The sequence below is a fragment of the Mesorhizobium kamtschaticum genome (genome assembly GCF_056174585.1).
The window spans coordinates 6,985,992-7,008,490 of the sequence record NZ_CM149691.1 but is presented as its reverse complement, the minus strand read 5'-3'; the positions used below and the strand labels follow the sequence as shown (position 1 = coordinate 7,008,490).

Annotated in this window: 17 protein-coding genes; 9 read left to right on the top strand and 8 right to left on the bottom strand. The window is 64.4% G+C overall.

Going from position 1 to position 22,499, the window contains the following annotated elements; all coding sequences use genetic code 11:
* Window positions 1-25: 25 nt before the first annotated feature.
* Window positions 26-1,339 (bottom strand): PTS transporter subunit IIC, encoded by a 1,314-nt coding sequence (locus AC0V7N_RS34480; RefSeq protein ID WP_496627601.1) that lies wholly within the window; start codon window positions 1,337-1,339, stop codon window positions 26-28.
* A 343-nt stretch (window positions 1,340-1,682) separates the two neighbouring features.
* Between AC0V7N_RS34480 and AC0V7N_RS34475 the strand changes: the two genes are divergently transcribed.
* A complete protein-coding gene (locus AC0V7N_RS34475) occupies window positions 1,683-2,999 on the top strand; it encodes an NAD(P)H-dependent oxidoreductase (RefSeq protein ID WP_475453260.1) in 1,317 nt (438 codons plus the stop codon).
* Window positions 3,000-3,002: 3 nt separating this feature from the next.
* On the opposite strand, the gene proC is transcribed toward AC0V7N_RS34475, so the two are convergent.
* The 3 genes from proC to AC0V7N_RS34460 are packed head-to-tail and all read right to left on the bottom strand — an operon-like array spanning window position 3,003 to window position 6,191.
* Window positions 3,003-3,818: a pyrroline-5-carboxylate reductase gene (gene proC / locus AC0V7N_RS34470; protein WP_475453258.1), complete on the bottom strand. Its 816-nt coding sequence runs from the start codon at window positions 3,816-3,818 to the stop codon at window positions 3,003-3,005.
* A gap of 59 nt (window positions 3,819-3,877) precedes the next feature.
* On the bottom strand, window positions 3,878-5,224 hold the full coding sequence (locus AC0V7N_RS34465; protein ID WP_496627600.1) for an O-antigen ligase family protein: 1,347 nt from the start codon (window positions 5,222-5,224) through the stop codon (window positions 3,878-3,880).
* Window positions 5,193-6,191, bottom strand: coding sequence for a glycosyltransferase family 2 protein (locus AC0V7N_RS34460; RefSeq protein WP_475453256.1), 999 nt, complete (start codon window positions 6,189-6,191; stop codon window positions 5,193-5,195). Before AC0V7N_RS34460 ends, AC0V7N_RS34465 begins: the two co-directional genes overlap by 32 nt.
* A 171-nt stretch (window positions 6,192-6,362) precedes the next feature.
* Between AC0V7N_RS34460 and AC0V7N_RS34455 the strand changes: the two genes are divergently transcribed.
* From AC0V7N_RS34455 to AC0V7N_RS34445, 3 genes are read left to right on the top strand one after another with little or no spacing between them, the layout of a single operon-like run.
* Window positions 6,363-7,535 carry a glycosyltransferase gene (locus AC0V7N_RS34455; RefSeq protein ID WP_475453254.1) on the top strand — a complete coding sequence of 391 codons (1,173 nt, stop codon included), beginning with the start codon at window positions 6,363-6,365 and terminating at the stop codon, window positions 7,533-7,535.
* Window positions 7,532-8,326 (top strand): WecB/TagA/CpsF family glycosyltransferase, encoded by a 795-nt coding sequence (locus tag AC0V7N_RS34450; RefSeq protein ID WP_475453252.1) that lies wholly within the window; start codon window positions 7,532-7,534, stop codon window positions 8,324-8,326. Before AC0V7N_RS34455 ends, AC0V7N_RS34450 begins: the two co-directional genes overlap by 4 nt.
* Window positions 8,323-9,252 carry a DUF6492 family protein gene (locus AC0V7N_RS34445; RefSeq protein WP_475453250.1) on the top strand — a complete coding sequence of 310 codons (930 nt, stop codon included), beginning with the start codon at window positions 8,323-8,325 and terminating at the stop codon, window positions 9,250-9,252. The genes AC0V7N_RS34450 and AC0V7N_RS34445 overlap by 4 nt, the downstream gene beginning before the upstream one ends.
* Before the next feature lie 2 nt (window positions 9,253-9,254).
* Here AC0V7N_RS34445 and AC0V7N_RS34440 read toward each other — a convergent pair whose 3' ends face one another.
* Window positions 9,255-10,550, bottom strand: a complete 1,296-nt coding sequence (locus AC0V7N_RS34440; RefSeq protein ID WP_475453248.1) for a lipopolysaccharide biosynthesis protein — start codon at window positions 10,548-10,550, stop codon at window positions 9,255-9,257.
* A gap of 199 nt (window positions 10,551-10,749) precedes the next feature.
* On the opposite strand from AC0V7N_RS34440, the gene AC0V7N_RS34435 reads away from it, so the two are divergent.
* The 4 genes from AC0V7N_RS34435 (at window position 10,750) to AC0V7N_RS34420 (ending at window position 17,264) form a co-directional block, all read left to right on the top strand.
* Window positions 10,750-13,320, top strand: coding sequence for a GumC family protein (locus tag AC0V7N_RS34435; protein ID WP_475453246.1), 2,571 nt, complete (start codon window positions 10,750-10,752; stop codon window positions 13,318-13,320).
* Between the two features lie 183 nt (window positions 13,321-13,503).
* The gene (gene folD, locus AC0V7N_RS34430; RefSeq protein ID WP_475453244.1) at window positions 13,504-14,403 is read left to right on the top strand and encodes a bifunctional methylenetetrahydrofolate dehydrogenase/methenyltetrahydrofolate cyclohydrolase FolD; all 900 of its coding nucleotides are present in this window, start codon (window positions 13,504-13,506) and stop codon (window positions 14,401-14,403) included.
* A gap of 8 nt (window positions 14,404-14,411) precedes the next feature.
* On the top strand, window positions 14,412-15,431 hold the full coding sequence (locus AC0V7N_RS34425; RefSeq protein ID WP_027045179.1) for a GlxA family transcriptional regulator: 1,020 nt from the start codon (window positions 14,412-14,414) through the stop codon (window positions 15,429-15,431).
* A gap of 159 nt (window positions 15,432-15,590) precedes the next feature.
* Window positions 15,591-17,264: a vWA domain-containing protein gene (locus tag AC0V7N_RS34420; protein ID WP_475453242.1), complete on the top strand. Its 1,674-nt coding sequence runs from the start codon at window positions 15,591-15,593 to the stop codon at window positions 17,262-17,264.
* A gap of 62 nt (window positions 17,265-17,326) precedes the next feature.
* On the opposite strand, the gene edd is transcribed toward AC0V7N_RS34420, so the two are convergent.
* From edd to zwf, 3 genes are all read right to left on the bottom strand, one after another.
* Window positions 17,327-19,150 (bottom strand): phosphogluconate dehydratase, encoded by a 1,824-nt coding sequence (gene edd / locus AC0V7N_RS34415; RefSeq protein WP_475453240.1) that lies wholly within the window; start codon window positions 19,148-19,150, stop codon window positions 17,327-17,329.
* Between the two features lie 70 nt (window positions 19,151-19,220).
* Complete coding sequence (pgl, locus tag AC0V7N_RS34410; RefSeq protein WP_475453238.1) at window positions 19,221-19,937, bottom strand: 6-phosphogluconolactonase; 717 nt, start codon at window positions 19,935-19,937, stop codon at window positions 19,221-19,223.
* Complete coding sequence (gene zwf / locus AC0V7N_RS34405) at window positions 19,919-21,388, bottom strand: glucose-6-phosphate dehydrogenase (protein ID WP_027045183.1); 1,470 nt, start codon at window positions 21,386-21,388, stop codon at window positions 19,919-19,921. Before zwf ends, pgl begins: the two co-directional genes overlap by 19 nt.
* 309 nt (window positions 21,389-21,697) lie before the next feature.
* Between zwf and AC0V7N_RS34400 the strand changes: the two genes are divergently transcribed.
* The gene (locus AC0V7N_RS34400) at window positions 21,698-22,444 is read left to right on the top strand and encodes an SDR family oxidoreductase (protein ID WP_475460660.1); all 747 of its coding nucleotides are present in this window, start codon (window positions 21,698-21,700) and stop codon (window positions 22,442-22,444) included.
* Window positions 22,445-22,499 lie beyond the last annotated feature (55 nt).

The following is a 22,499-nucleotide window of genomic DNA, read 5'->3' as shown; positions in this document are numbered from 1 at the left end:
TTTTGCAGTGAAGGCGCGATGGCGTTCAGGCGGTGACTTCGGCCGGCTCGTCCTCGGCGCCAGCTGCCCGTTCCCAGCCGAGTGGGTTGCGGCGGTAGAGGACAAACAGTGCGGCGATGACCACGGCGATCACGATGATGCCGACAAGGCCAAGCCCCATAGCCTCGATGATCACATAGGGCACCCACAGGAAGCCGTCGACGACCGAGGTGATCTGCAAAGCGTCCGCTGGCAGCTTGAAGCCCGACGAGACGGCGGCGCTTGTGAATAGCGGCGCAAGCGCATTGGCGACATAGAAGCCGATGGCCAGGGTCACCGTGCCGATCACCACCATGCGGAACACATTGCCTTTGACCAGCGGCGCGGTCATGGCGACGATGAAGGGAATGACCGCCAGGTCGGCGAATAGGATGACGCGGTTGCCCGGCAGGATCACCGACAGGATGATCGCGATCGGCACCAGGATCAGCGACGACGAGATCGCGGCCGGATGGCCGATCAGGATCGCCGAATCGAGGCCGACGAGAAGCTCGCGGTCGCCGGTGCGCTTGCGCACGAATTCCTGCGCAGCGTCGGAAACCGGGATCAATCCTTCCATCAGGATCTTCACCATGCGTGGCAGCAGCAGCATCACGGCGGCAAGCGTCATGCCGGTGCCCAGCACCTTGGCCAGCACCACACTGAGATCGCCCGCATTGTAAAAGGCGATGGCGCCGAGCACGAGGCCGATGATCAGGCCAAGCACCACCGGTTCGCCGAACACGCCGAAGCGACGCTCGATGGTTTCGGTGTTGATGTTGATGCGGTTGATGCCGGGGATACGGTCCATGATCCAGTTCAGGATGATGGCGATCGGCAGGATCTGCGCCGAGGCGAGATGCGGCACCGAAATGCCGGGCACGCCGTAGAACTGCTGCACCGCGCGTGCCGACCAGTCGGCGAACAGCAGCGACAGTGCTGCGACCAGGGCAGCGATGGCAATGCCGTAAGCCAGATTGTTGGTCGCGGCGACAACGAGCGAGCCGACAAAGGCGAAGTGCCAGAAATTCCAGACATCGACATTCAGCGTGCGCGTCATGCGCGTCAGCAACAGCACGATATTGACCAGGATGCCGACCGGAATGACCCCTTTCGCGCCGCCGTCACCATCGGCGTCGCCTTTATCGGTATCAACCTCGTGCTCGGGCTGATGTTCACGTCGATCGGCGACGTCGCCAAGGCAGGCCTTGCTGACCTTGGCTCCCAAAACCACGGCTATGATGAAAATGACGATCGGCAGCAGGATTGTCGCGCCGAGCGTGTCGATGGCCCCCTTGAGGCCAGCGAGAACAGTATCCATTCTTCCTCCCCTGGAGCCGCGAGCCTACGCTTCGCAATGCTCCTTGATCTCATCCAACGCCTTTGCCGCCGCCTCGGCGCAAAGGCACTCCCCAGATTGCCGCGAAACGAATGCCCCTCCGAGCGTTCGTCCCAATGAACATTTGCCTTTGTCAGCAAACGAATGTTTTATTGAGGCTGTTCACAGCAATGTCAATTGGCAACCCTTTGGGCCAATCGGCTAAGGCGAAGCCGCTTTTCCCGGGGCATTTTTGCCGGGAATCGCCACCCGCGAGCGGTTTCATTGGCACACGCGACCGGTCCCTGCTAATCCGGCCGCAAATCAAGAAGCTGTGGACATCCGCATGACCAATGTCGCCTTGACCGGCCTTGCCCGCGATCTCGCCAAGCGTGCCGCTGAGGGCCGCCCGGTACGCATCGGTGTCATCGGTTCGGGCGAAATGGGCACAGACCTCGTCACGCAAGGCATGCTGATGCCTGGCATTTCGGTTTGCGCCGTTTCCACACGGCGCCCTCACACCGCCCGTGACGCCATTCGCATTGCCTATGGCGATGAAGCGATGGCAGTCGAAGCCGACACCGCGTCGAAAGTCACGGCGGCGATCGAGGCCGGAAAAATCGCCATCACCTCGAACGAGATGCTGGTCACCAATCCATTGATCGACGTTGTCATCGACGCCACGGGAAAACCCGGTGTCGCCGCCGATTTCTGCCTGTCGGCGATGGAGCATGGCAAGCATCTGGTGATGATGAATGTCGAGGCCGACGTCACCATCGGCTGCTATCTGAAGCAGCAGGCCGACCGGCTTGGCGTCGTCTATTCGGTCGGCGCCGGCGACGAGCCGTCGAGCTGCATGGAACTGATCGAGTTCGCGTCCGCGCTTGGGCTAACCATCGTCTCGGCCGGCAAGGGCAAGAACAATCCGCTCAACCATGACGCCATGCCCGACGACTATCGCGAGGAAGCAATCCGCCGCAACATGAACCCGCGCATGCTGGTCGAGTTCGTCGATGGCTCCAAGACGATGGTCGAGATGTGCGCCATCGCCAACGCCACCGGTCTGGTGCCCGACGTGCCCGGCATGCACGGCCCCAAGGCCGACCGCGACGACCTCGTCAAGGTGCTGATTCCGCGCGAGGACGGCGGGCTGTTGCTGAAAAAGGGCGTCGTCGACTACACCATCGGCAAGGGTGTCGCGCCCGGTGTCTTCGTCATCGTCGAGGCAACGCATCCGCGCATCATCGAGCGCATGGACGATTTGCATATCGGCCACGGTCCCTATTACAGCCTGTTTCGGCCGTACCATCTGACCTCGCTGGAAGTGCCGCTGACCGCCGCCCGCATCGTGCTGTTCGGCAAGCCCGACATGGTGCCGCTGCCCAGGCCGGTCGCCGAGGTCTGCGCGGTCGCCAAGCGGGATCTGGCGGCTGGCGAGACCTTCGATGCGATCGGCGAGACCTGCTACCGCTCTTGGACCATGACCGTCGGCGAAGCCCGCGCCCAGCGCGCCGTCCCGGTAGGCCTGATCGAGGGCGGCAAGGTGCTGAAACCGGTCAGGAAAGGCGAATTGCTGACCGCCGACAATGCCGCGCCCGACCAGACGACGAGGCTGTTCGCCTTGCGCCGGCTGCAGGACGAGATGCTGTACGAAACGAACTAAGGCTTACTTCCCCAACTCGATCGACCGCAGCCGCGCCGCCTCTACTGCCTGCGTGAGCAGACTGGTCAGCCGGTCCTCGCCCATCAGCACACCAAGCGCCGCCGCCGTCGTGCCGTTGGGGCTGGTCACCTGCTGGCGCAGCACGCCAGGGTCCTCGCCGCTTTCGGCGGCGAGCGAGGCAGCGCCGTAGACGGTTTGCATGGCGAGGAGCCTGGCGGTCGCCGCCGGCAGGCCCGACTTCTCCGCGGCGACAGTCAGCGCTTCGATGAAATGGAAGATGTAGGCCGGTCCCGATCCCGACACGGCGGTCACCGCATCCATCAGGCCTTCGTCGTCGATGGTGGCCACTTCGCCGCTGGCCGACAGCAGGTCGGCGACGAAACGCTTTGTATCATCGGACACGAGCGGGTTGGAAAACACGACCATCATGCCCTTGCCGATGGACGCGGGCGTGTTGGGCATGCAGCGCACGATCGGCGCGCTGTTGCCAAGGATCTGCTCGAAGGTCGCCACGGGCGTTCCGGCGGCGATGCTGACAAAGGTGGTGCGGCCGTCGCCGAAACGCTTGTAGGCGGCCGTCACCTCGCGGATCACCTGGGGCTTCACCGCGATGACGACGAGATCAGGCACGGCGTCTGCCGGAATGTCGCTGGCGTCAGCAGCCGTGGTACAGCCGAGTGCGGCGGCGCGCTGGCGCAGATCGGTGTTGGGCTCGACCACGAAAACCGCCGATGGCGCGAGCTTGCCGGATTTCAGCCAGCCCGAGAGCATGGCGTAACCCATATTGCCGCAGCCGGCGAGAACAAGCCTGATCGTCATTGGAGCCCTCCAGAAGAAGGCCCTGACATAGACGCTCGCGCTTCCCTGGGGAAGCCCCGTCAGACCGTGCGGGAAGATCGCGCATCGCGATCGGAGCCACGCACCGCGATCGGCCGCAGCGACACTTGCCTCAGGCCAAGCACGCCGAGCACGAAGAACAGCCAGACCGGGTCGCCGCGATGGAAGAAGAAGCTTTCGAGGAAAGCGTTGAGCGCGGTGAACAGCACCACCATCATGAAGAAGTCGCCGAGAAAGATGTTTTCTCGGCGCAGCGGAATGCGCATGTAGTCGCGCAGCGGCGCGATGAGGAAAGTGTAGACCGCCACGCAAAGGGCCGGGATGCCCATCAGCACGGCAATGTCGAGATAGCCGTCATGGCCGTGCACGATAGTCCTGATGTCCCACGGCCGGTCGAAGGGCTGGTCCTGGTTGAGGAGCAGCGGCGTGCCCCAGAAGCTCTCATAGCCGTAGCCGGTCCACGGCTTCTTCGCCAGCATCGAGCCGGCGAACTCCCACAGCGTCGTGCGGCCGGTATAGGTCATGTCGGGGAAATAGATCGCCGCCAGATGTTTGACCGGTGGCAGGAAGACGATGCCCAGCGTGCCGACCGCCGTGGCGATGATTGCCAGCGCAAACAGGATCGGCGTGCCGAGCCGCATGCCCATCAGGCTCGGCAGCACCACGATCAGGATCGAGAACGGCACCAGGCCGGCCGTCGTCTTGGAACCGGTGTGCAGCATGAAGATCATCGCCGCGCAGAAGATGCCAGCGCCCCACCAGCGCTGCCCGCGCCGGTAGAGATAGAGGCCCGCGAAACTGAAGCAGGCCATGATCGGGCCGGCGATGTTCTTGTGGGTGAACACGCCGCGCCACAGGCCGGCATGTTCGGGTTCCTGGGAATCGGCCGTGTGCATCGCCTCGTGCGGAAAGACGATGAGGCCGAGATAGGAAAGGCCCATGACCACGACCGCGGTGAAGATGATGACTTTCGAAAAGGATTCGGCATCGCGCGGCAGCGCCAGGATCGTCGCCATCGTCAGGATGCCGATCATGGTGAAAGACGCGGCACGCATGGCCGAGGGCGGGTCGGTCGCCAGCACCACCGACAGGAAGAAGAAACCCAGCATCAGCACCCAGGACGGGCTGAGCAGCGAGCGCACGATGCGCGGATCGGCAAAGGCCATCAGCGAGAAGATCGAAACGGCGCCAAGCGAGCCGAAGCCGAGCTGGTTGACGATGTCGCCGCCGTCGCCGGTGAGCTCGGCGCCAGCCGGCTGGAACGGGCGGAAGGACACCATGATGACGGTGAACAGCAGCGCGGCGATCGCGGTCGCCACGCCGTCGCGCGTGAACGCGTCGCTGAGCGGGGCGCGCTCAGTTTTTCTCGGGCTGGCGATACTGCTCATTGGCATATCCGAATTCGGCCATCACGCGGCCGAGCGCCACATGGACGGGGTAGATGGCGATCGCCGGCGATCCTGTCCGCGCCAGCCGGATCAGGCCGCGAAGCGGCGCTGCGGCAAGCAACGCCAGGCTCTTCGCGAACACTCTGGCGCCGGCCAGTGGCGTGCCCGCGCGTTTCTTCTTTTCGACCAGTGTCGAGATGACGCCGTTGCGCAGGCTGCGGGCCCGGATCCAGTCGGCCTCGACGCGCCGCGCCGGAACGGTTTCGCGCACCTTGGCCTCGGCGCACCAGCCGAGCACAAAGCCCCTTTGCGCCGACCGGCTGAGAAAGTCGGAATCACCGCCGCCCATGAAATTGAATCTGAGGTCGAGGAAGGGCGGCCCCATGGCGACCAGCACGTTGCGGCCGACCAGGAGATTGCCGGACGAATAGAGCGCCGGCACGCGTCCCGTCTCCCGGTAGGGCGGCGCGAAGACAGGGTGCTCGGCCCATTTGGCATGGGCGGGATCGGCGAAGACCGGCACCTGCGGACCGCCGACAATATCGGCGCCGAGCGTTTCGGCAGCCGCGCACATGCGTTCCAGCCAGTGCGGATCGGCGATCTCGTCATCGTCGATGACCAGCAAATGCCTGAAGTTCGGGAAATGCAGGATCGCTGTCTGCCAGCCGGCATTGTAGGCGCTGCAATTGCCGCGCTCATGCGCGATGATGACCATGCCCGGCATCTCGCCGCGCTCGAACAGCGGCAGCACCGCCTTGGCGCCTTCACGCGCGTCCGCTTCGTTCTCCATGACGATCACGGCAAAGCGCCTGCCGGTCTGCTGCGCGCTGAGCGACGCCAGCGTGTCCAGCACCTGTTCGGGCCGCTTGAAGGTCGGCAAGGTGACGACCGCCTCGACAGCCTCCACGTCGAGCCGGGGAGACCGTCCAGCAATCGATACCGAACTATCCGATGGCAAAGGGATCATCCGTGTCCAGCCACATGGTGAGTCGCGTTCTGGTAGCACCACGGTGATAAGGTTTCGTTAATCACCTTGCACGGAGAGGCCCCTCAGGCACGGGCTTTCGGGCGTTGAATGTGCTCGCTTAATCAAGGGTTCACCGCGCTTTGCTACCGGCTACACCACAGGATAGGTGAGATGCATCTGCTGTTCGCCACATCGATCGTGCCCGACGGTGCTCTCACCTCGGGCTACGAGATCGCCAACGCTGCGATCATCGCTGGTTTGCGGCGCGCCGGCGCGCGCGTCACGGTGATCGGCTTCATTTGGCCGGGAAAAGCTGCGACCGACCTCGAAAACACCGTGGTGCTGGGTGCCATCGATGTCCGCACCGAAAGTGCCTCTACGCTGCAAAAGCTCGCCTGGGTCGGCAAGGCGGTGTTCTCAGGCCTCACCTTCGCGTCGGTCAAGCTGCGCGCGGTGTCCGACCGCGATGTTCAGGAGGCTCTCGAACAGGCCGGCCCGTTCGATGGCTATGTGCTGAATTCCGTGCAGTTCGCCGGCGCCTTCGAAAAGCTCTTCGAAGACAAGCCTTCGATCTTCGTCGCCCATAATGTCGAGCATCTCTCGGCGGAGGAGAACGCGGCTGCCGCCGGCGGCCTCTTCCAGCGCCTGCTGTTCCGCCGCGAGGCAAGGCTGCTCAAGGTCGTGGAAGAGCGTCTCTGCGGCCGCGCGCGCTTTGTCTTCACGCTGGCCGAGGAAGACCGTGCGGCACTTGGCGTCGCTGCCGCCGACCGCTCGGCGGTGCTGCCGCTGGTGACCGGTGCCAAAGCGCCAACCCGGAAAGGCCCGCGCCGGATCGGCTATGACGCCGCTTTGATCGGCACCTGGACCTGGCAGCCGAACCGCATCGGCCTCGATTGGTTCCTGGGCAAGGTGGTGCCGCGTCTGCGGCCCGATTTCCGCATCCGCATTGCAGGCCATATGCCTTCTGGCGTCACTTCGGCGCATCCGGGCGTCGAGTTTGTCGGCCGTGTCCCGGATGCCAGGGATTTCGTCTGCGGCGCGGCCGTCATCCCGCTGATCAGCACCGCCGGCAGCGGTGTGCAATTGAAGACCATCGAGACCTTCGAGCTCGGCCTGCCATCGGTCGCCACCAGCCGTTCGCTGCGCGGCATTGACCATCGGCCCGACAATTGCGTCGTCGCCGACGACCCGGTCGATTTCGCCAGGGCCCTGGAGGCCGCCGCGGCCGACGTCCGGGACGTCGACGGCGGCGCGTTCCATCGCCAGCAGATCAAGGCGCTCGATGCCGCCATCCGGCTCGGCTTGGAAAAACTCGGGGGCGTCAGGCAGGAGGTGTTTGCATGAATATGCACAACGCCCGCGCCGTGTTCGGGCTCGACAGCTTGAAGACCATCCTCGGCATCTCCGTGCTCGCCATCCGCTGGGACGATGCCATCGCCTTGCTGAACCGCCTGATTGCCGAGCGTCGCTTCACCAAAGTCAGTTTCCTCAACGCCCACAACGCCAACATCGCCTGGACCGATCCGGTCTTCGCCGAGGCGCTCGACGACTTCCTGATCCTGCCGGATGGCATCGGCGTCGATCTCGCTGCGCAGCTTCTCTACGGCGCGCCGTTTCCGGACAATCTCAACGGCACCGATTTCGTGCCAGCCTTCCTGCAGGCCTCGACGCGGCCGCTGACTGTCGGGCTGCTCGGCGCGACGCGTGTCAACGCCGAGGCGGCGTCGGTCAAGCTGGCCGCCCTTGCCGTGCAGCACAATTTCGTGGTCATTCATGACGGTTATTTCTCCGCCGAACAGGAGCCGGAGATCATCGGCCGGATCGCGGCGCTGCGGCCTGATATGCTGCTGGTCGCCATGGGCGTGCCGCGCCAGGAACTGTGGATCGCGCGCCACATCGACGAACGCCACTGCACCATGCCGGTCGCGGTCGGCGCGCTGCTCGACTTCCTGAGCGGCTCGGTGCCGCGCGCGCCGCTGTGGATGCGCCGCCTGCGCCTGGAATGGCTGTTCCGGCTGGCGGTCGAGCCGGGCCGGCTCTGGCGCCGTTACGTGGTCGGCAATCCTGTTTTCCTGTGGCGGGTCGTCAAGCAGAGATGGTCGCATGGAGCCGAAACGGACGGAGATCTCCGTTGAACAAGCGGTTCGTTCCAGACGCCCTTGCCGGCCCCGGCCTGTTGTCGAAGACGCCGACGGCGGCAGTGGTGACGGCAAGCTACGCGCCGGATTTCGAGCGCTGCCGGCTGTTGTGCGAGACCCTCGACCGGCATGTCTCGGGCGCCGCGCACCACTACATCCTGGTCGAACATCGCGACGTCGCGCTTTTCCGCCAACTGGAAACCAGCCGGCGCACTGTCGTCGATGAACGAGACCTGCTGCCGCGCTGGCTGCGTGCTTTCGACGATCCGCTCAGCCTGTTTCGCCGGCGTGTCTGGCTCAGCCTGAAGACGCAACCGCTGCGCGGCTGGCACGTGCAGCAACTGCGCCGCATCGCCATCGCGGCGCATGCCAGGGAAGACGTTCTGGTCTTCTGCGATTCCGACGTTGCTTTCCTCAAGCCGTTCGACTGCACCGCCTTCTGGCGCGATGGCAAGGCGCGGCTGTTCCGCCGCGACGGCGTGCTGGCGGATGACGGTCACGACGAACATCGCATCTGGTCGCGCAATGCGGGTTCGGCACTCGGCATCGACCCGTCCCGCACATCGACCCACGACTATATTTCGACGCTGATCGCCTGGCGCCGCGACACCGTGCTTGCCATGTGCGGACAAATCGAGAAGGTGCATGGCCGCGACTGGGTCGAGGTTGTTGGCTCGGCGCGCAAATTCTCCGAATGCATGATCTATGGCCGCTATGTCGACGATGTGCTCGACGGTGCCGGTCACTTCCACGGTTCGGAGGAATTCTGCCGCGTCCACTGGACGGGCGAGGCGTTGTCGGACGATGAGTTCCGCCGCTTCGTTGCCGGCATGGCGCCGGAGCAGGTGGCGATCGGCATGCAATCCTTCATCGGCACCGATATCGGCCGCATCCGCCGCCTCATCGGACTTCAATCCTCGTAGTCTTAGATCGGCTTGGCCGGCCTGCGCAGCGCCGAATAGGTCAGCAGCATCGAGGCAAGATAGAGCAGCAGGAAAACGACGTTGAGCGAGAGCACCAACGTCGGCGTGTCAGTGATGGTCGTCAGCACATAAGTCAGCAACAGCCCCTTCAGTCCGGCGAGCAAGCCGAGGTTGATCGCGCGTACCAGCGTCTGCCCGCGCGCGAACAGCAACTCGGCCTGGTACTCGACCAGATTGCGCAATCCCGGAACGCAGATCGCCAGCGCCACCAGCGGTGCAGCCTCGGAGACATTCCTGCCGAGCGCGTTGGGGAAGAAATGCAGCACGATGCCAAGCGCCAGCAGCGCCAGCGTCGAAACCAGGAAGACGCCACCCTCGATGCCGCTTTTGACCGTCAGCCGCGACAACAGGTCCGGCGCGCGCATCATGCGTTGCACCAGCATCATCGAGAAGGTGCGGATCGGGATCGCGGTCAGGTCGACCAGCCGCATGATGATGGCATAGATACCGGCCAGATGCGGACCGCCGATCGCCAGCACCAGCAGCTTGTCGAATTCCGATTGCAGGTAGAACAGGATTTCGGCGCCGGCCACGTAGAGGGAATCCGCCAGTCGCCTGAGATAAAGCTCGATGCGCAGCCGCAGTCTTTGGCGCGGATAGAACCAGCCGAAAGCCAGAACCAGCGAGGCGGCATTGGCGCCGATATAGAACCATGACCAGATCCAGATGCTGTGCTGGGCCGAGAGCATGAACAGCACCGCGCCCAGCGCCCGCAGCGCCGTGGCCAGGATCGCCAGCACGGCGGCGCGGCCGAATTTGCCCAACCCGTTGTTGACGATCAGCGCCACCTCCACCGGCCGCCACAACAGCGCTTCGGCAAACACGATCGCCGAAAACACCGACAGCGGCACCGTGCCGGCGAAGAAGATCAGGTAGACGCCGAACGAGGCCGCGGCCAGCAACGGCAGCGAGACGATGCCGAGCAGCAGGAAGCCGGCTGTGAAGGTGCCGATCAGATTGGGGCGGATGGTGGCGGTGCGATAGAGCGCCGAGATGAAACCGAAGGCCAGGATCCGCGACAGCATCACACCGGCCGCCGACGCGGTGGCGAACATGCCGAATTCGGAGATGGACAGTGTGTTGGCGAGCGCGATGAAATAGGCCAGCGAAAACACCAGTCGCCCGCCGGCGCCGCTGATCGCCGAAAAATAGTCGCGCACCAGCCCCCGTCGTTCGGCCACGAAAGTGCCGATCCGGGCGAAAGTCCGCCTTTGCGGTATGCCGCGAGCCTCGGTCATTGCTGGGCAAGCCATAGGCGGCAAAGCTTAACGTGCCGTTTTGAGGTCCGGATGCGCTGAAATTCCCGCCCGTGAGGTTATGAAAAGCTTACCCGCCGGCCTGCCGAAATTAACCTTTTGTTTCCTATGCTTGTTTAGCGTGACTTAACGATTGGCCGACCGCCGCTGCCAAGCGGCCAAAGAGTGAAGCTCCAAGACAATGGTCGACAGGGAAAACCGTGAAGACTGGAGGCGCGAGCGTTCATTGCTGGCGCTCGGCCAGGCCATGCGCGGTGAGGATGACGCGTCCCTGGTCTCGATAGGGGACCGGGCAGATTCGGCCTGGCGCGAGGATGCCGCCACGCGCCATCGCCTTGCCCGTTCACGGCGTGAGGCGCGGGCGAACCCAACGCCATCCGCTGCCGCCGGAACAGAGCGGTTCCAGTCGGATGAGCAGCCGCAAGCGGCTACACAGGATGACGCTTGGCGCTCGCAGGACGACATCGGCACCAGCGATCTGCCGCCGGCCACGCCGTACGCACGCTCGGCCGCTGAAGAACCGTCCGGCAGCGCTCGGTCTCATGAGACCTCTGGACCCCGCTATGAGGGCGAAGCGAATGCGCCCTTTGGCGATCACAGGGACGATCAGCAGTGGAAGCCGCTGATCGATCCGATGCAGGTGGTGCGCGGCATTGCCAGGTCGAAGCTGCTGATCATCACGACCACCTTGATCGGTGCCGGGCTCGGCATAGCGATCGCGCTGTCGACGCCGAAAAAATATGAAGCCACCGCCGAACTGATCGTCGATCCGCGCGACCTCAAGCTCACCGACCGCGACCTCACCCAGAATGTCGTCGCCTCCGACGCCACGCTTGCCATCGTCGAAAACCAGGTCAGGGTGCTGACATCGGGCACGGTTTTGAACAAGGTCGTCGACAAGCTCAACCTGAGCAATGATCCGGAGTTCAATGGCCAGGGTGCCGGCGGCCTTGGCATCAGGTCTCTCATTCGCTCGATTCTTCCGCACCAGGATAGCCCGAGCGGTGCCGACGAGGTTCGCCGCCGCGCGCTTGCCGTCGGCAACCTGGCCGAAAGCCTCTCGGTCGAGCGCGGCGGCAAGACTTTCGTCATCACCGTCAGTGCGATCACGCAGAATGGCGAGAAATCGGCCCTCATCGCCAACACGATGACGGACGTGTTCCTGCAGACCTTTGGTCAGATTCAGTCGGACACCGCCGGCCGCGCCACCGATGAATTGACGGCAAGGCTCGATGAACTGCGCAAAGGCGTCGAGGTGGCCGAGCGCAAGGTCGAGGAGTTCAGAGCCTCGCACGATCTTGTCGATGCACAGGGCCATTTGATCAGCGACGATGAGATGCTGAAGCTCAACGAGCAGCTCTCGGTTGCCCGCGCCCGCACACTGGAACTCAATGCAAGGGCGGCATCAGCGCGCTCGATCGACGTCAATTCGGTTCTCTCCGGCACCTTGCCGGAAGAGATCAACTCCAACACGATGAGCGATCTGCGCTCGCAATACGCGACGCTCAAGCAGGAGGCGGACCGTGCCGCCATCCGGCTTGGCCCGCGCCATCCCGAACTCCAGGCGCTCAACGCACAGATCGCCGGCGCGCGCGACCGCATCGCTGGAGAATTGCGCCGCATCGCCTCCTCGCTGCAGGTCGACCTGAAACGCGCCGTCCAGCTCGAACAGGATCTCTCCTCCCGCCTTGCCCAGCTCAAGGTCCGCAGCGGCGACGTCAACAACGATCTGGTGTCGATGCGCGAACTGGAGCGTGAGGCCTCTGCCAAGCGCTCCGTCTACGAACAATATCTGCTGCGCGCCAAGGAGACCGGCGAGCAGAAAGACATCAACACCGCCAATATGAACGTGATCTCCAAGGCGTTTGCGCCGCTCGAGGCGAAGGGGCCGTCGCGCGCCTTGATGGCACTTGCCGGCCTGCTGCTCGGCTTTGCCTCTGGTGTCGGCCTTGGCGCCATGCGTGGAGCCTATGAGAGCCTGCGCGAGACCGCGAACTCGCGCTCGCGCCGTGAGCGCAAGGCGCCTCTCGAGGAGCAGGCATTCCGGGCAGCACCGTCGCCCGCGCCGCCAATGCCGGCAGCGCCGATGCCCCCGGCGCCGCCACCACCTGCATCGCCGCCTGCATCACCACCGCCCTTGGCACAGGCCGAAGCCGCTCCCGTCGAACGGCCTGGGCGTATCGCCGCGCTCATGGCGAAGCTGCGCAACGCCGTATCCCGCAAGCCGTCCACAGAGGCGGACGACGACAGCGAGTTCGCCGCCTTTGGTGGAAACACGCGGCCGGCGGATGCTGCCATGCCCTCCGGCGTCCCGAACCCGGATTCCGCCTTCATGCCTCGGGTGTCGGACTATGCACGGCCGCCTTTCCAGCCAGGCTTCGATGCCACTTATTCCCAGCCGATGGGGCCGCCGTCGCGGTCGCCCCTGATGCCGCCGCCCATCTATCCGGCTCCGCCGCCCTATCCTCCTGCACAGCAGGCGGGTTATCCGCAGATGCAGCCTTGGCAGCCACAGCCGCCGGCAGGTTCCCCCTATGCCCAGGGCATGGCGCCCTATGCCGGGCATGTGCCATATCCGCAGCCCGCTCCGCCGCAACCATCGGCCTATCCAGCCCAGCCACCGGCTGAGCCTTCGCCGGTCGAGGAAAGCGCCGAACAGGCGCCGATCGAGGAAATTCGCGCCAGCCTGCGCGAATTCCGCGAGGCTGTTCGCGAACTCACCGAAAGCCGCACCCGCCGCCGCTACTTCTGAGCCACAAATTAGGTTGCCGAGGCCGAACAAAACCATCCCGGTTTTCGCGTAAACGGCATGGGACGGCGCTTTGGCGGGATTGCGTGCCGGAATTTTCGTGACAATGCCGCGCTACATGTTGCCGATGACGCCGCGTTGTGTTGTCGAAAGCGGCGATGGGCAAAACAGTGTTGAGGATGGTTCATGGCCGAAGTGATTGATGGAAAGAGCGTTGCCGAGGACGTGGTGCGGACGGTCAAGACGCTGACCGCCGAGCTGGTCGCCAAGGGCAAGGCCAAGCCCGGTCTCGCCGTGGTCATCGTCGGCGAGGATCCCGCGAGCCAGGTCTATGTCGCGTCCAAGTCGCGCACCGCCAAGGAATGTGGCTTTCATTCGCTCCAGCACACGCTGCCGGCCGAGACCTCCGAGGAGGCGCTGCTCAAGATCATCGGCGAGCTCAACGCCGATCCGGCGATCAACGGCATTCTGGTGCAACTGCCGCTGCCCGCCCATATCGATGCCGGCAAGATCATCCAGACCATCGCGCCGGAGAAGGACGTCGACGGCTTCCATTTCATCAATGTCGGCAAGCTCGGCACCGGCGAACTCGACACGGCCTTCGTTCCCTGCACGCCGGCCGGCTCGATGCTTCTGATCGAGCGCGTGCGCGGCAAGGACCTGTCCGGCCTCGCCGTGGTCGTTGTCGGCCGCTCCAACATCGTCGGCAAGCCGATAGCCAATCTGCTGCTTGCCGCCAACTGCACCGTCACCATCGCCCACAGCCGCACCAAGGACCTGCCGGCGCTTGCCCGCACGGCCGACATCCTGGTCGCCGCCGTCGGCCGGCCGGAAATGATCAAGGGGGATTGGGTGAAGCCCGGCGCCACCGTCATCGATGTCGGCATCAACCGCATTCCCGCACCCGAGAAGGGCGAGGGCAAGTCGCGCCTCGTCGGCGATGTCGCCTATGCCGAGGCGGCCAAGGTCGCTGGCGCCATCACGCCGGTGCCTGGCGGTGTCGGGCCGATGACCATTGCCATGCTGATGGCCAATACGTTAGCTTCCGCCTACCTTGCGGCCGGATTGAAGCGGCCCTCCTTCTGAAGCCCGGGTTGACCCTGAAAGCGCCAGTTTTGCCGAACCCCACCATTTCCCCGGAGCGGCCGGTCACGAGTGATCCCGTTCAAGGTGGCCGGCAGTTCGCCTTCCTGCTGGTCGACAAGTTTTCCATGTTCTCGCTGGCCGCCGCGATCGACACCTTCCGCTCGGCGAACCGACTGCTCGGCCGCGATTTCTATGGCTGGACCACGGTGTCGGCCGACGGCGATCCGGTGATGGCGTCCAACGGCCTGCCGCTCAAGATCGACTATGCCGTCGCCGACCTGCCGCCGGTCGACATCCTCTTCGTCTCGGTTGGCCTGACGACGGAATTCCCCGGCAAGAGCAAGGTTCTGGCTGCCCTGCGCAGCTGGGGCCGGCGCGGCAACGCGCTCGGCGCGCTGTCGGTCGGGTCCTACCTGCTGGCCGAGGCCGGCCAGCTCGACGGCTACCGCTGCACCATCCATTGGGAAAACCGCGCCGGCTTCATGGAACGCTTTCCCGACATCAACTGCACCGGCAATGTCTTCGAGATCGACCGCAAGCGCTACACCTGCGCCGGCGGCACCACCTCGATCGACCTGATGCTGGAGATCGTGCGCGGCGATTTCGGCTCGAACCTCGCCAATGGCGTCGCCAACCAGTTCCAGCACGAGCGCATCCGCTCGGCCGGCGACCGCCAGCGCGTCGGGCCGGAACGCGACCTGACCGGCAAGTCGGAGAAGCTGAGGCGCATCGTCGAACTGATGGCCGACCATCTCGACGAGCCGCTGTCGGCGGTGCAGCTCGCCAAATCGGCCGGCCTTTCGGTGCGCCAGGTGGAGCGTCTGTTCCTGCGCCACCTCAACGTCACGCCTGGCCGCTATTACATGCGACTGCGGCTGGAGCGGGCGCGCGAATTGCTGCGCCAGACCAACATGCCAATCCTCGACGTGGCGATTGCGACCGGCTTCACCTCGCATTCCTATTTTGCCCAGAGCTACCGGCTGCAGTTTGGCAGGCCGCCCTCGGAAGAGCGCCGCACCACCTACTGAGCCGGACTCCGGTCTAGGCTCGGGACGCCCGCTGCCCGGCACGAAGGCTCTGTTCCCGCTCAGGGCCTCTGAACGTGATGGCTGCGCCCGGGCTTGTGTCCTGACGCGGCGTCAAATAGCTTCCCTGTGCGGACTAGGGGGCTAACTCAGGAGATTTCGATGGCGGTATTTGCGCGGGGCGTCGCTGCGGCGATCCTCCTGTTTTCCATGACGACGTTCGGCTTTGCCGCAAACAAGGTCATCATCATTCTCGACGCTTCCGGCTCGATGTGGGCGCAGATCGACGGCAAGCCCAAGCTTGAAATCGCCCGGGAGTCGCTGAGGACCGTGCTTCAATCGGTGCCCGCCGACGACGAAATCGGCTTCATGGCCTATGGTCATCGCGAAAAAGGCAGCTGTGACGACATCCAGCTGATCGTGCCGCCCCAGGCGGGCTCGGCAAGCGCCATCACGGATGCCGCCGACAGTCTGAAATTCCTCGGCAAGACGCCGCTGACGGCGGCCGTCAAGCAGGCGGCCGAAGCGCTGAAATACACCGAGGACAAGGCGACCGTCGTCCTCATCACCGATGGGCTCGAAACCTGCGGCGGCGACCCCTGTGCGCTTGGCAAGGAACTCGAGGCGTCCGGCGTCGACTTCACCGCCGACGTCGTCGGCTTCGGCCTGACCGCTGACGAAGGCAAGCAGATCGCTTGCCTTGCCGAAAACACGGGCGGCAAGTACATCCAGGCCTCCGACGAGAAGGCGCTGCAGGAAGCGCTGGTCGAAACCGTCGCAGCGCCGGCACCAGCCCCGGCTCCCGCGCCAGCACCCGAACCGGCGCCTGCTCCCGCGCCCGCCCCGAAAGCGGCCGAGGTCGACTACAATCTCATCCCGCAAGCGTTCTTGAAAGAGGGCGGCGAGGTGCCGAAGATCGACGTCTACTATGAAGTCTTCAAGGACGATGCAAAGGGTGTCGGCGGAGACAATGTCAACTACGGCTACAACACTATCAAGTTCCACGTTCCCGCTGGCAACTACATCGTCGTTGCCACCAGCGGCGGCGCCAAGGCCGAGCAGAAGGTCTCGCTGACGGCGGACAAGGCAACAGAACTGGCGCTCAACCTGAACGCCGCGGAACTCTCCATCCACGCCCGGCCGGCGCCCGGCGCCGATGTCGACCGGAATGCGCAGATCAGCATCGCCTATCCCGGCGGCACGTCTGACAGCAACTACGGCGAGGTCAAGTTCGTCGTTCCGGCCGGCGAGACCAAGGTCACCGTGAAGCTGGGAGCCGGCGAGGTGAGCGAGACCATGCAGCTTGTCGCCGGCCAGGTTGTCGACAAGGACATGATTGTCGGCGTCGGCAAGGCCAAGGCCAACGCCTTCTACACCCAGGGCGGAGAGAAGGCCGAAACCGATGTGGGTTGGAAGGTCTACAAGGCGGCCAAGAAGCTCGACGGCACGCGCGATCAGGTGACCTATGCCTACGGCCCCGACAGCCAGTTCGATCTGCCTCCGGGCGACTATGTGATGGGCGTCGATGTGCAGGCTGTGTCCACTGAACAGCCTTTCAGTGTCACGGTCGGGCAGATGACCGATGTCAGCGTGATACTGAACGCGGGCGTCCTGGCGGTCGACGCGCCAGGCGCGGACGGCTTCAAGATCTTTGAGGCCAAGAAGAACCTCCAGGGCGAGCGCAAGCAGGTCACCTACGCCTATGGAGAGAAGATGCAGACGACGCTGGCAGCGGGCGACTACGCGCTTGTGACCAATTTCACCACCGACAAGGCCGACAAGGAGACGCCCTTCACGGTGAAGGCCGGCGAGCGGACCGAGCTTAAAGTCCAGTAGAATCCAGCAGGATAAAAAAGGGCGGCTCAAGGCCGCCCTTTTTTATTTGGAAATCAGAAAGCTCAAGCCGTTCCGAAAGCGCTGGCGCCGTGGTCGGCGCGGCCAACCAACTGCCGGAACCCGGCGAAAAGCTCGCGGCCAAAGCCGAACTCGTTGCCGATGAGATCGGCTTCGGCGGTGCGGCGCAGCGCGAACTCCGTCCCCGGCACCAACACTTCGAGCGTGCCGGCATCGGCGTCGAGGCGGATGATGTCGCCGTCATGGATCCGGGCGATCGGCCCGTCCTCGACCGCTTCCGGGGTCACATGGATCGCCGCCGGCACCTTGCCGGAAGCGCCAGACATACGCCCGTCGGTGACCAGGGCCACGCGCTGGCCGCGATCCTGCAGGATGCCGAGCACGGTGGTCAGCTTGTGCAGTTCCGGCATGCCGTTGGCCTTCGGACCCTGGAAGCGGATGACGGCGATGAAATCGCCGGTGAGCGTACCCGCCTTGAACGCTTCGTTCAGGCCCTGCTGGCTGTCGAACACCTTGGCCGGTGCCTCGATGAGGCGTCGTTCCGGCTTGACGGCCGAGGTCTTGATGACGGCATGGCCGAGATTGCCCGCCAGCACCTTCAGGCCTCCCGTCGGCTGGAAGGCCTTGTGGAATGGCGCCAGCACCTTTTCGTCGCCGCTTGCCTGCGGCGAGGCCTCGCGCACCACGGAACCATCGGCGCCGAGCTTTGCCTCGACCGCATAGGGCCGCAGGCCCTCGCCCCACACCGTCTGCACATCCTCGTGCAGGACGCCTTCGTCGAGCAATTCGCGGATCAGGAAGCCGAGCCCGCCCGCGGCATGAAAATGGTTCACGTCGGCAAGCCCGTTGGGATAGACGCGCGCCAGCAATGGAACCGCTTCCGAGAGGTCCGAAATATCCTGCCAGGTCAATGAAATGCCCGCCGCCGCCGCCATGGCGATGAGATGGATGGTGTGGTTGGTCGAGCCGCCGGTGGCATGCAGCCCGACGACGCCGTTGACGAATGAGCGCTCGTCGATCATCCGCCCGACCGGCGTATAGGCATTGCCGAGCGCGGTGATCGCCAGCGCCCGCTTCGTCGCCTCGCGCGTCAAGGCTTCGCGCAGCGGTGTGCCAGGATTGACGAAGGAGGCGCCCGGCGTATGCAGGCCCATGATTTCCATCAGCATCTGGTTGGAGTTGGCCGTGCCGTAGAAGGTGCAGGTTCCTGGCCCGTGATACGACTTGGACTCGGCCTCGAGCAACTCGGCGCGGCCTGCCTTGCCTTCGGCATAGAGCTGGCGAACCCTAGCTTTCTCATCATTGGGCAGGCCGGTTGTCATTGGTCCGGCCGGAATGAACACCGCTGGCAGATGGCCAAAGGTGAGCGCCGCGATCACCAGCCCGGGCACGATCTTGTCGCAGACGCCGAGAAAAACGGCGGCGTCGAACATGTTGTGCGACAGGCCGACCGCTGCCGACATGGCGATCACGTCGCGCGAAAACAGCGACAATTCCATGCCGGGCTGGCCCTGCGTGACGCCATCGCACATTGCCGGCACGCCACCGGCCACCTGGGCGATGCCGCCGGCCTCGCGCGCGGCGTCCTTGATCAGGGCAGGGAAGGTCTCGAACGGCTGATGCGCCGACAGCATGTCGTTGTAGGAGGTGATGATGCCGAGATTGGGCACCTTGTCGGCGCCGAGCGCCAGCTTTTCCGAGGGACTGCACACCGCAAAACCATGAGCGAGGTTGCCGCAGGACAGCACCGACCGGTTGGCCGTCTGGTTCGACGCCTCGGCGATACGACCGAGATAGCGTTCACGTCCCGCCTTCGAACGTTGACGGATGCGCTCCGTGATGGCTTCGATGTCGCGTCTTGCGGTCATGGCGATCGGTCCTTTCAGGCGAGGTCCCGGAAACATCCTCCCGCCATTGCCGGGACCACTAAACGTAAAATCAGGGCGCCCAGAAAACCTCTACGGGCCTGGGGGCAGCATCGAGTACGGCACGGATCGGCTTTCGCGGCCCGGGCGCGACCGCACCGTCAAAGGCGGTGCGCTTGTCCTCGCCCTCTATGTGCAGCGCGATGAAGCCCGCATCGATGATCCGCGCCAGCGTCAGGGTCAGCCGCGGCTCGCCCGCACTAGCCGCATGAACCGGCAGGATGATCCTGTCCGAGGCCGGGTCGAGCAGTTTTGCCAGATCGTCGGCATCGGGAAAGAACGAGGCGGTGTGGCCGTCCGGCCCCATGCCAAGCACCACGACATCGAGCGGCCAGGGCAGGGCCCGCAGTGCGGCATCGTCGGATGCCGCTGCATCCTCGATGCCTGATGCCTCATGATAGAGCGGCACGAAGCGCGCCGCCTTGGCCGCGTTCTGCAACAGATTGGCGGCAACCAGCCCGGCATTGGAGCGCGGCGAGGAGGCGGGCACGAAACGCTCGTCGACCAGCGTCACGATCACTCTGTCCCAGGCAATCGGCGTCGCCGAAAGCGCTGCGAAGAATTTTGCCGGCGTCGTGCCGCCGGAGACGGCCAGCACGGCCGTGCCGCGCTCGACGATCGCCTTGGTCAGGTGATCGGCGACGCGGGCGGCCAGCGCCGCCGCCAGTTGCGGCCGGTCGGGGAAAGCGTTCCAGTTGTAGCTGGCGCCGGTCAGTTGCTCTCGTGCCATGTCCGCCCGTCACGTTCGATCAGCGCTATCGAGGCCGATGGCCCCCATGTGCCTGCCGTATAGCCCTGCGCTTCCTGCTTGGCGCCTTCCCAGGCATTCTGGATCGGGTCGATCCATTTCCACGCGGCTTCCACCTCGTCACGGCGCATGAACAGCGTCTGGTTGCCGCGGATGACGTCCATGATCAGCCGTTCATAGGCGTCGGGCGCGCGACCGTCGAAGGATTGCGCGAAGCTCATGTCGAGCGAGATCTGGCGCAGCCGCATGCCACCTGGGCCCGGATCCTTGATCATGATGAACTGCTTGACGCCTTCGTCGGGCTGCAGCCGGATGACCAGCTGGTTGGCGAAGATCGGCCCGGCGCTGTCGCCGAAGATCGAATGCGGGATCGGCTTGAACTCGATGACGATCTCCGAGACCCGGGTCGCCAGCCGCTTGCCTGTCCTGAGGTAGAACGGCACGCCCGCCCAGCGCCAGGTGCCAATCTCGGCCTTGATGGCGACAAAGGTCTCGGTGTTGCTGTCCTTGCCGAGCTCCTCGACATAGCCCTTCACCGGGCCGCCAGCCGACGCCCCGGCGCGGTACTGGCCGCGCACGGTGTGCTTCGGCGCTTCGTTGCCGTTGATGCGCTTCAGCGCCCGCAGCACCTTCAGCTTCTCGTCGCGCACGGCGTCGGCGTCCATCGACGACGGCGCCTCCATGGCGACGAGGCAGAGCAGCTGCAGCATGTGGTTCTGCACCATGTCGCGCAGCGCCCCGGCCTTGTCGTAATAGGTGACGCGGTCTTCCAGGCCGACGGTCTCGGCGACGGTGATCTGCACGTGGTCGATATGGGCGGAGTTCCACAACGGCTCGTAAAGCGCGTTGGCAAAGCGCAGCGCCATCAGATTCTGCACCGTCTCCTTGCCGAGATAGTGGTCGATACGGAAAATCTGGCTTTCGTGGAAGTCGTCGCCGACCAGATCGTTGAGCGCCCGCGCCGAGGCAAGGTCGCGGCCGATCGGCTTCTCCAGCACGATGCGCGAGTTCGGCGTGATCAGCTTGTGCTCTTTGAGCTTGTGCGAGATATCGCCGAACAGCGCCGGCGCCACCGCCAGGTAGAAGGCGCGGATGCTCTCGCTCTCGCCGATCGCCTTCTTGAGTTTGTCGAAGCCGGCGCCGGTCGTCGCATCGGCCGAGACGTAGGAAAGCCGCGCCAGGAAGGTCTTCAGCTCCTTGGCGTCGATATCGGCCGGCTTGACGTGGTCGGAGATCGCCTGGCTGGCGAAGGCCTGGAATTCCTGGTCGCTCATCTTCGAGCGCGACGTGCCGATGATGCGTGTCGGCTCTGAGAATTGATGATCACGCTGGCGGTAGTAGAGCGACGGCAGAAGCTTGCGTTCCGACAGGTCGCCGGTGCCGCCGAAAATGATGAAGTCGAAAGGGTCGACGGGGATGATCTGGCTGGTCATGGTCTGTCCGCTTTGACGCCGCTCGCGAGTACGCGGCTGATATATTCTAATCGATTTAAATTTTCCAGTGCCATGGTGTCACATCGAGGACCAATCGCTGGATATTGATTGGGTCCACCTGTGCGCTTGACACTGGCGCTTGCCGGAGGCTTGTCGGTGAACGAAGACTCCGGAAGCTTTCGCAGTTGCAGCATAGAACGTGAATGTGACGAAAGCTAAGGGAGAAATGGCGCGTTGTCTGTCGCGGCATGGGCCGAGGCGGTCAGCCACCCCATTGGCTCCGGGAAGACATCAATGAGCGGGAAAAGCATGCGTCTGGAAAACAAGGTCGCCATCATCACCGGCGCGGCATCCGGGTTCGGCGAAGGCATGGCCAAACGCTTCGCCGAAGAAGGTGCCAGGGTGGTCGTCGCCGATCTCAACGCCAAGGGCGCCGAGCGTGTGGCCGGCGAGATCGGCGAGGCGGCGATCTGGACCCAGACCGATGTTTCGCTGCGCTCCGAATTCGACGAGATGGTCTATGCGGCGAAAAGCGCCTTCGGCCGTATCGACATCATGGTCAACAATGCCGGCTACACCCACCGCAACGGCGACATGCTGAATGTCGACGAGGAAACCTTCGACCTGATCACAGCCGTCAACATGAAGGCGATCTATCACGCGGCCCTTGCCGTGGTGCCGATCATGGAGCGGCAAGGCGGCGGCGTCATCCTGACCACGGCGTCCACCGCAGGGCTCAGGCCGCGGCCCGGCCTCACCTGGTACAATGCCTCGAAAGGCTGGGCGATCACCGCCACCAAGTCGATGGCGGTGGAACTCGCGCCGAAGAACATCCGCGTCAATTGCCTCTGCCCGGTCGCCGGCGAAACCGGCATGCTGGAGAAATTCATGGGCGCCGACACGCCCGAGATCCGCGAGACATTCCGCGCCTCGATCCCGCTCGGCCGATTGTCGACGCCGCTCGATATCGCCAATGCAGCACTCTGGCTGGCATCGGATGAAGCCGCCTTCATCACCGGCGTGGCGCTGGAGGTCGACGGCGGCCGCTGCATCTGAAGCATCAAACCAGACGCAATCGCCGGCTTGATCATGCCTAGGGCTTCGACTTGAC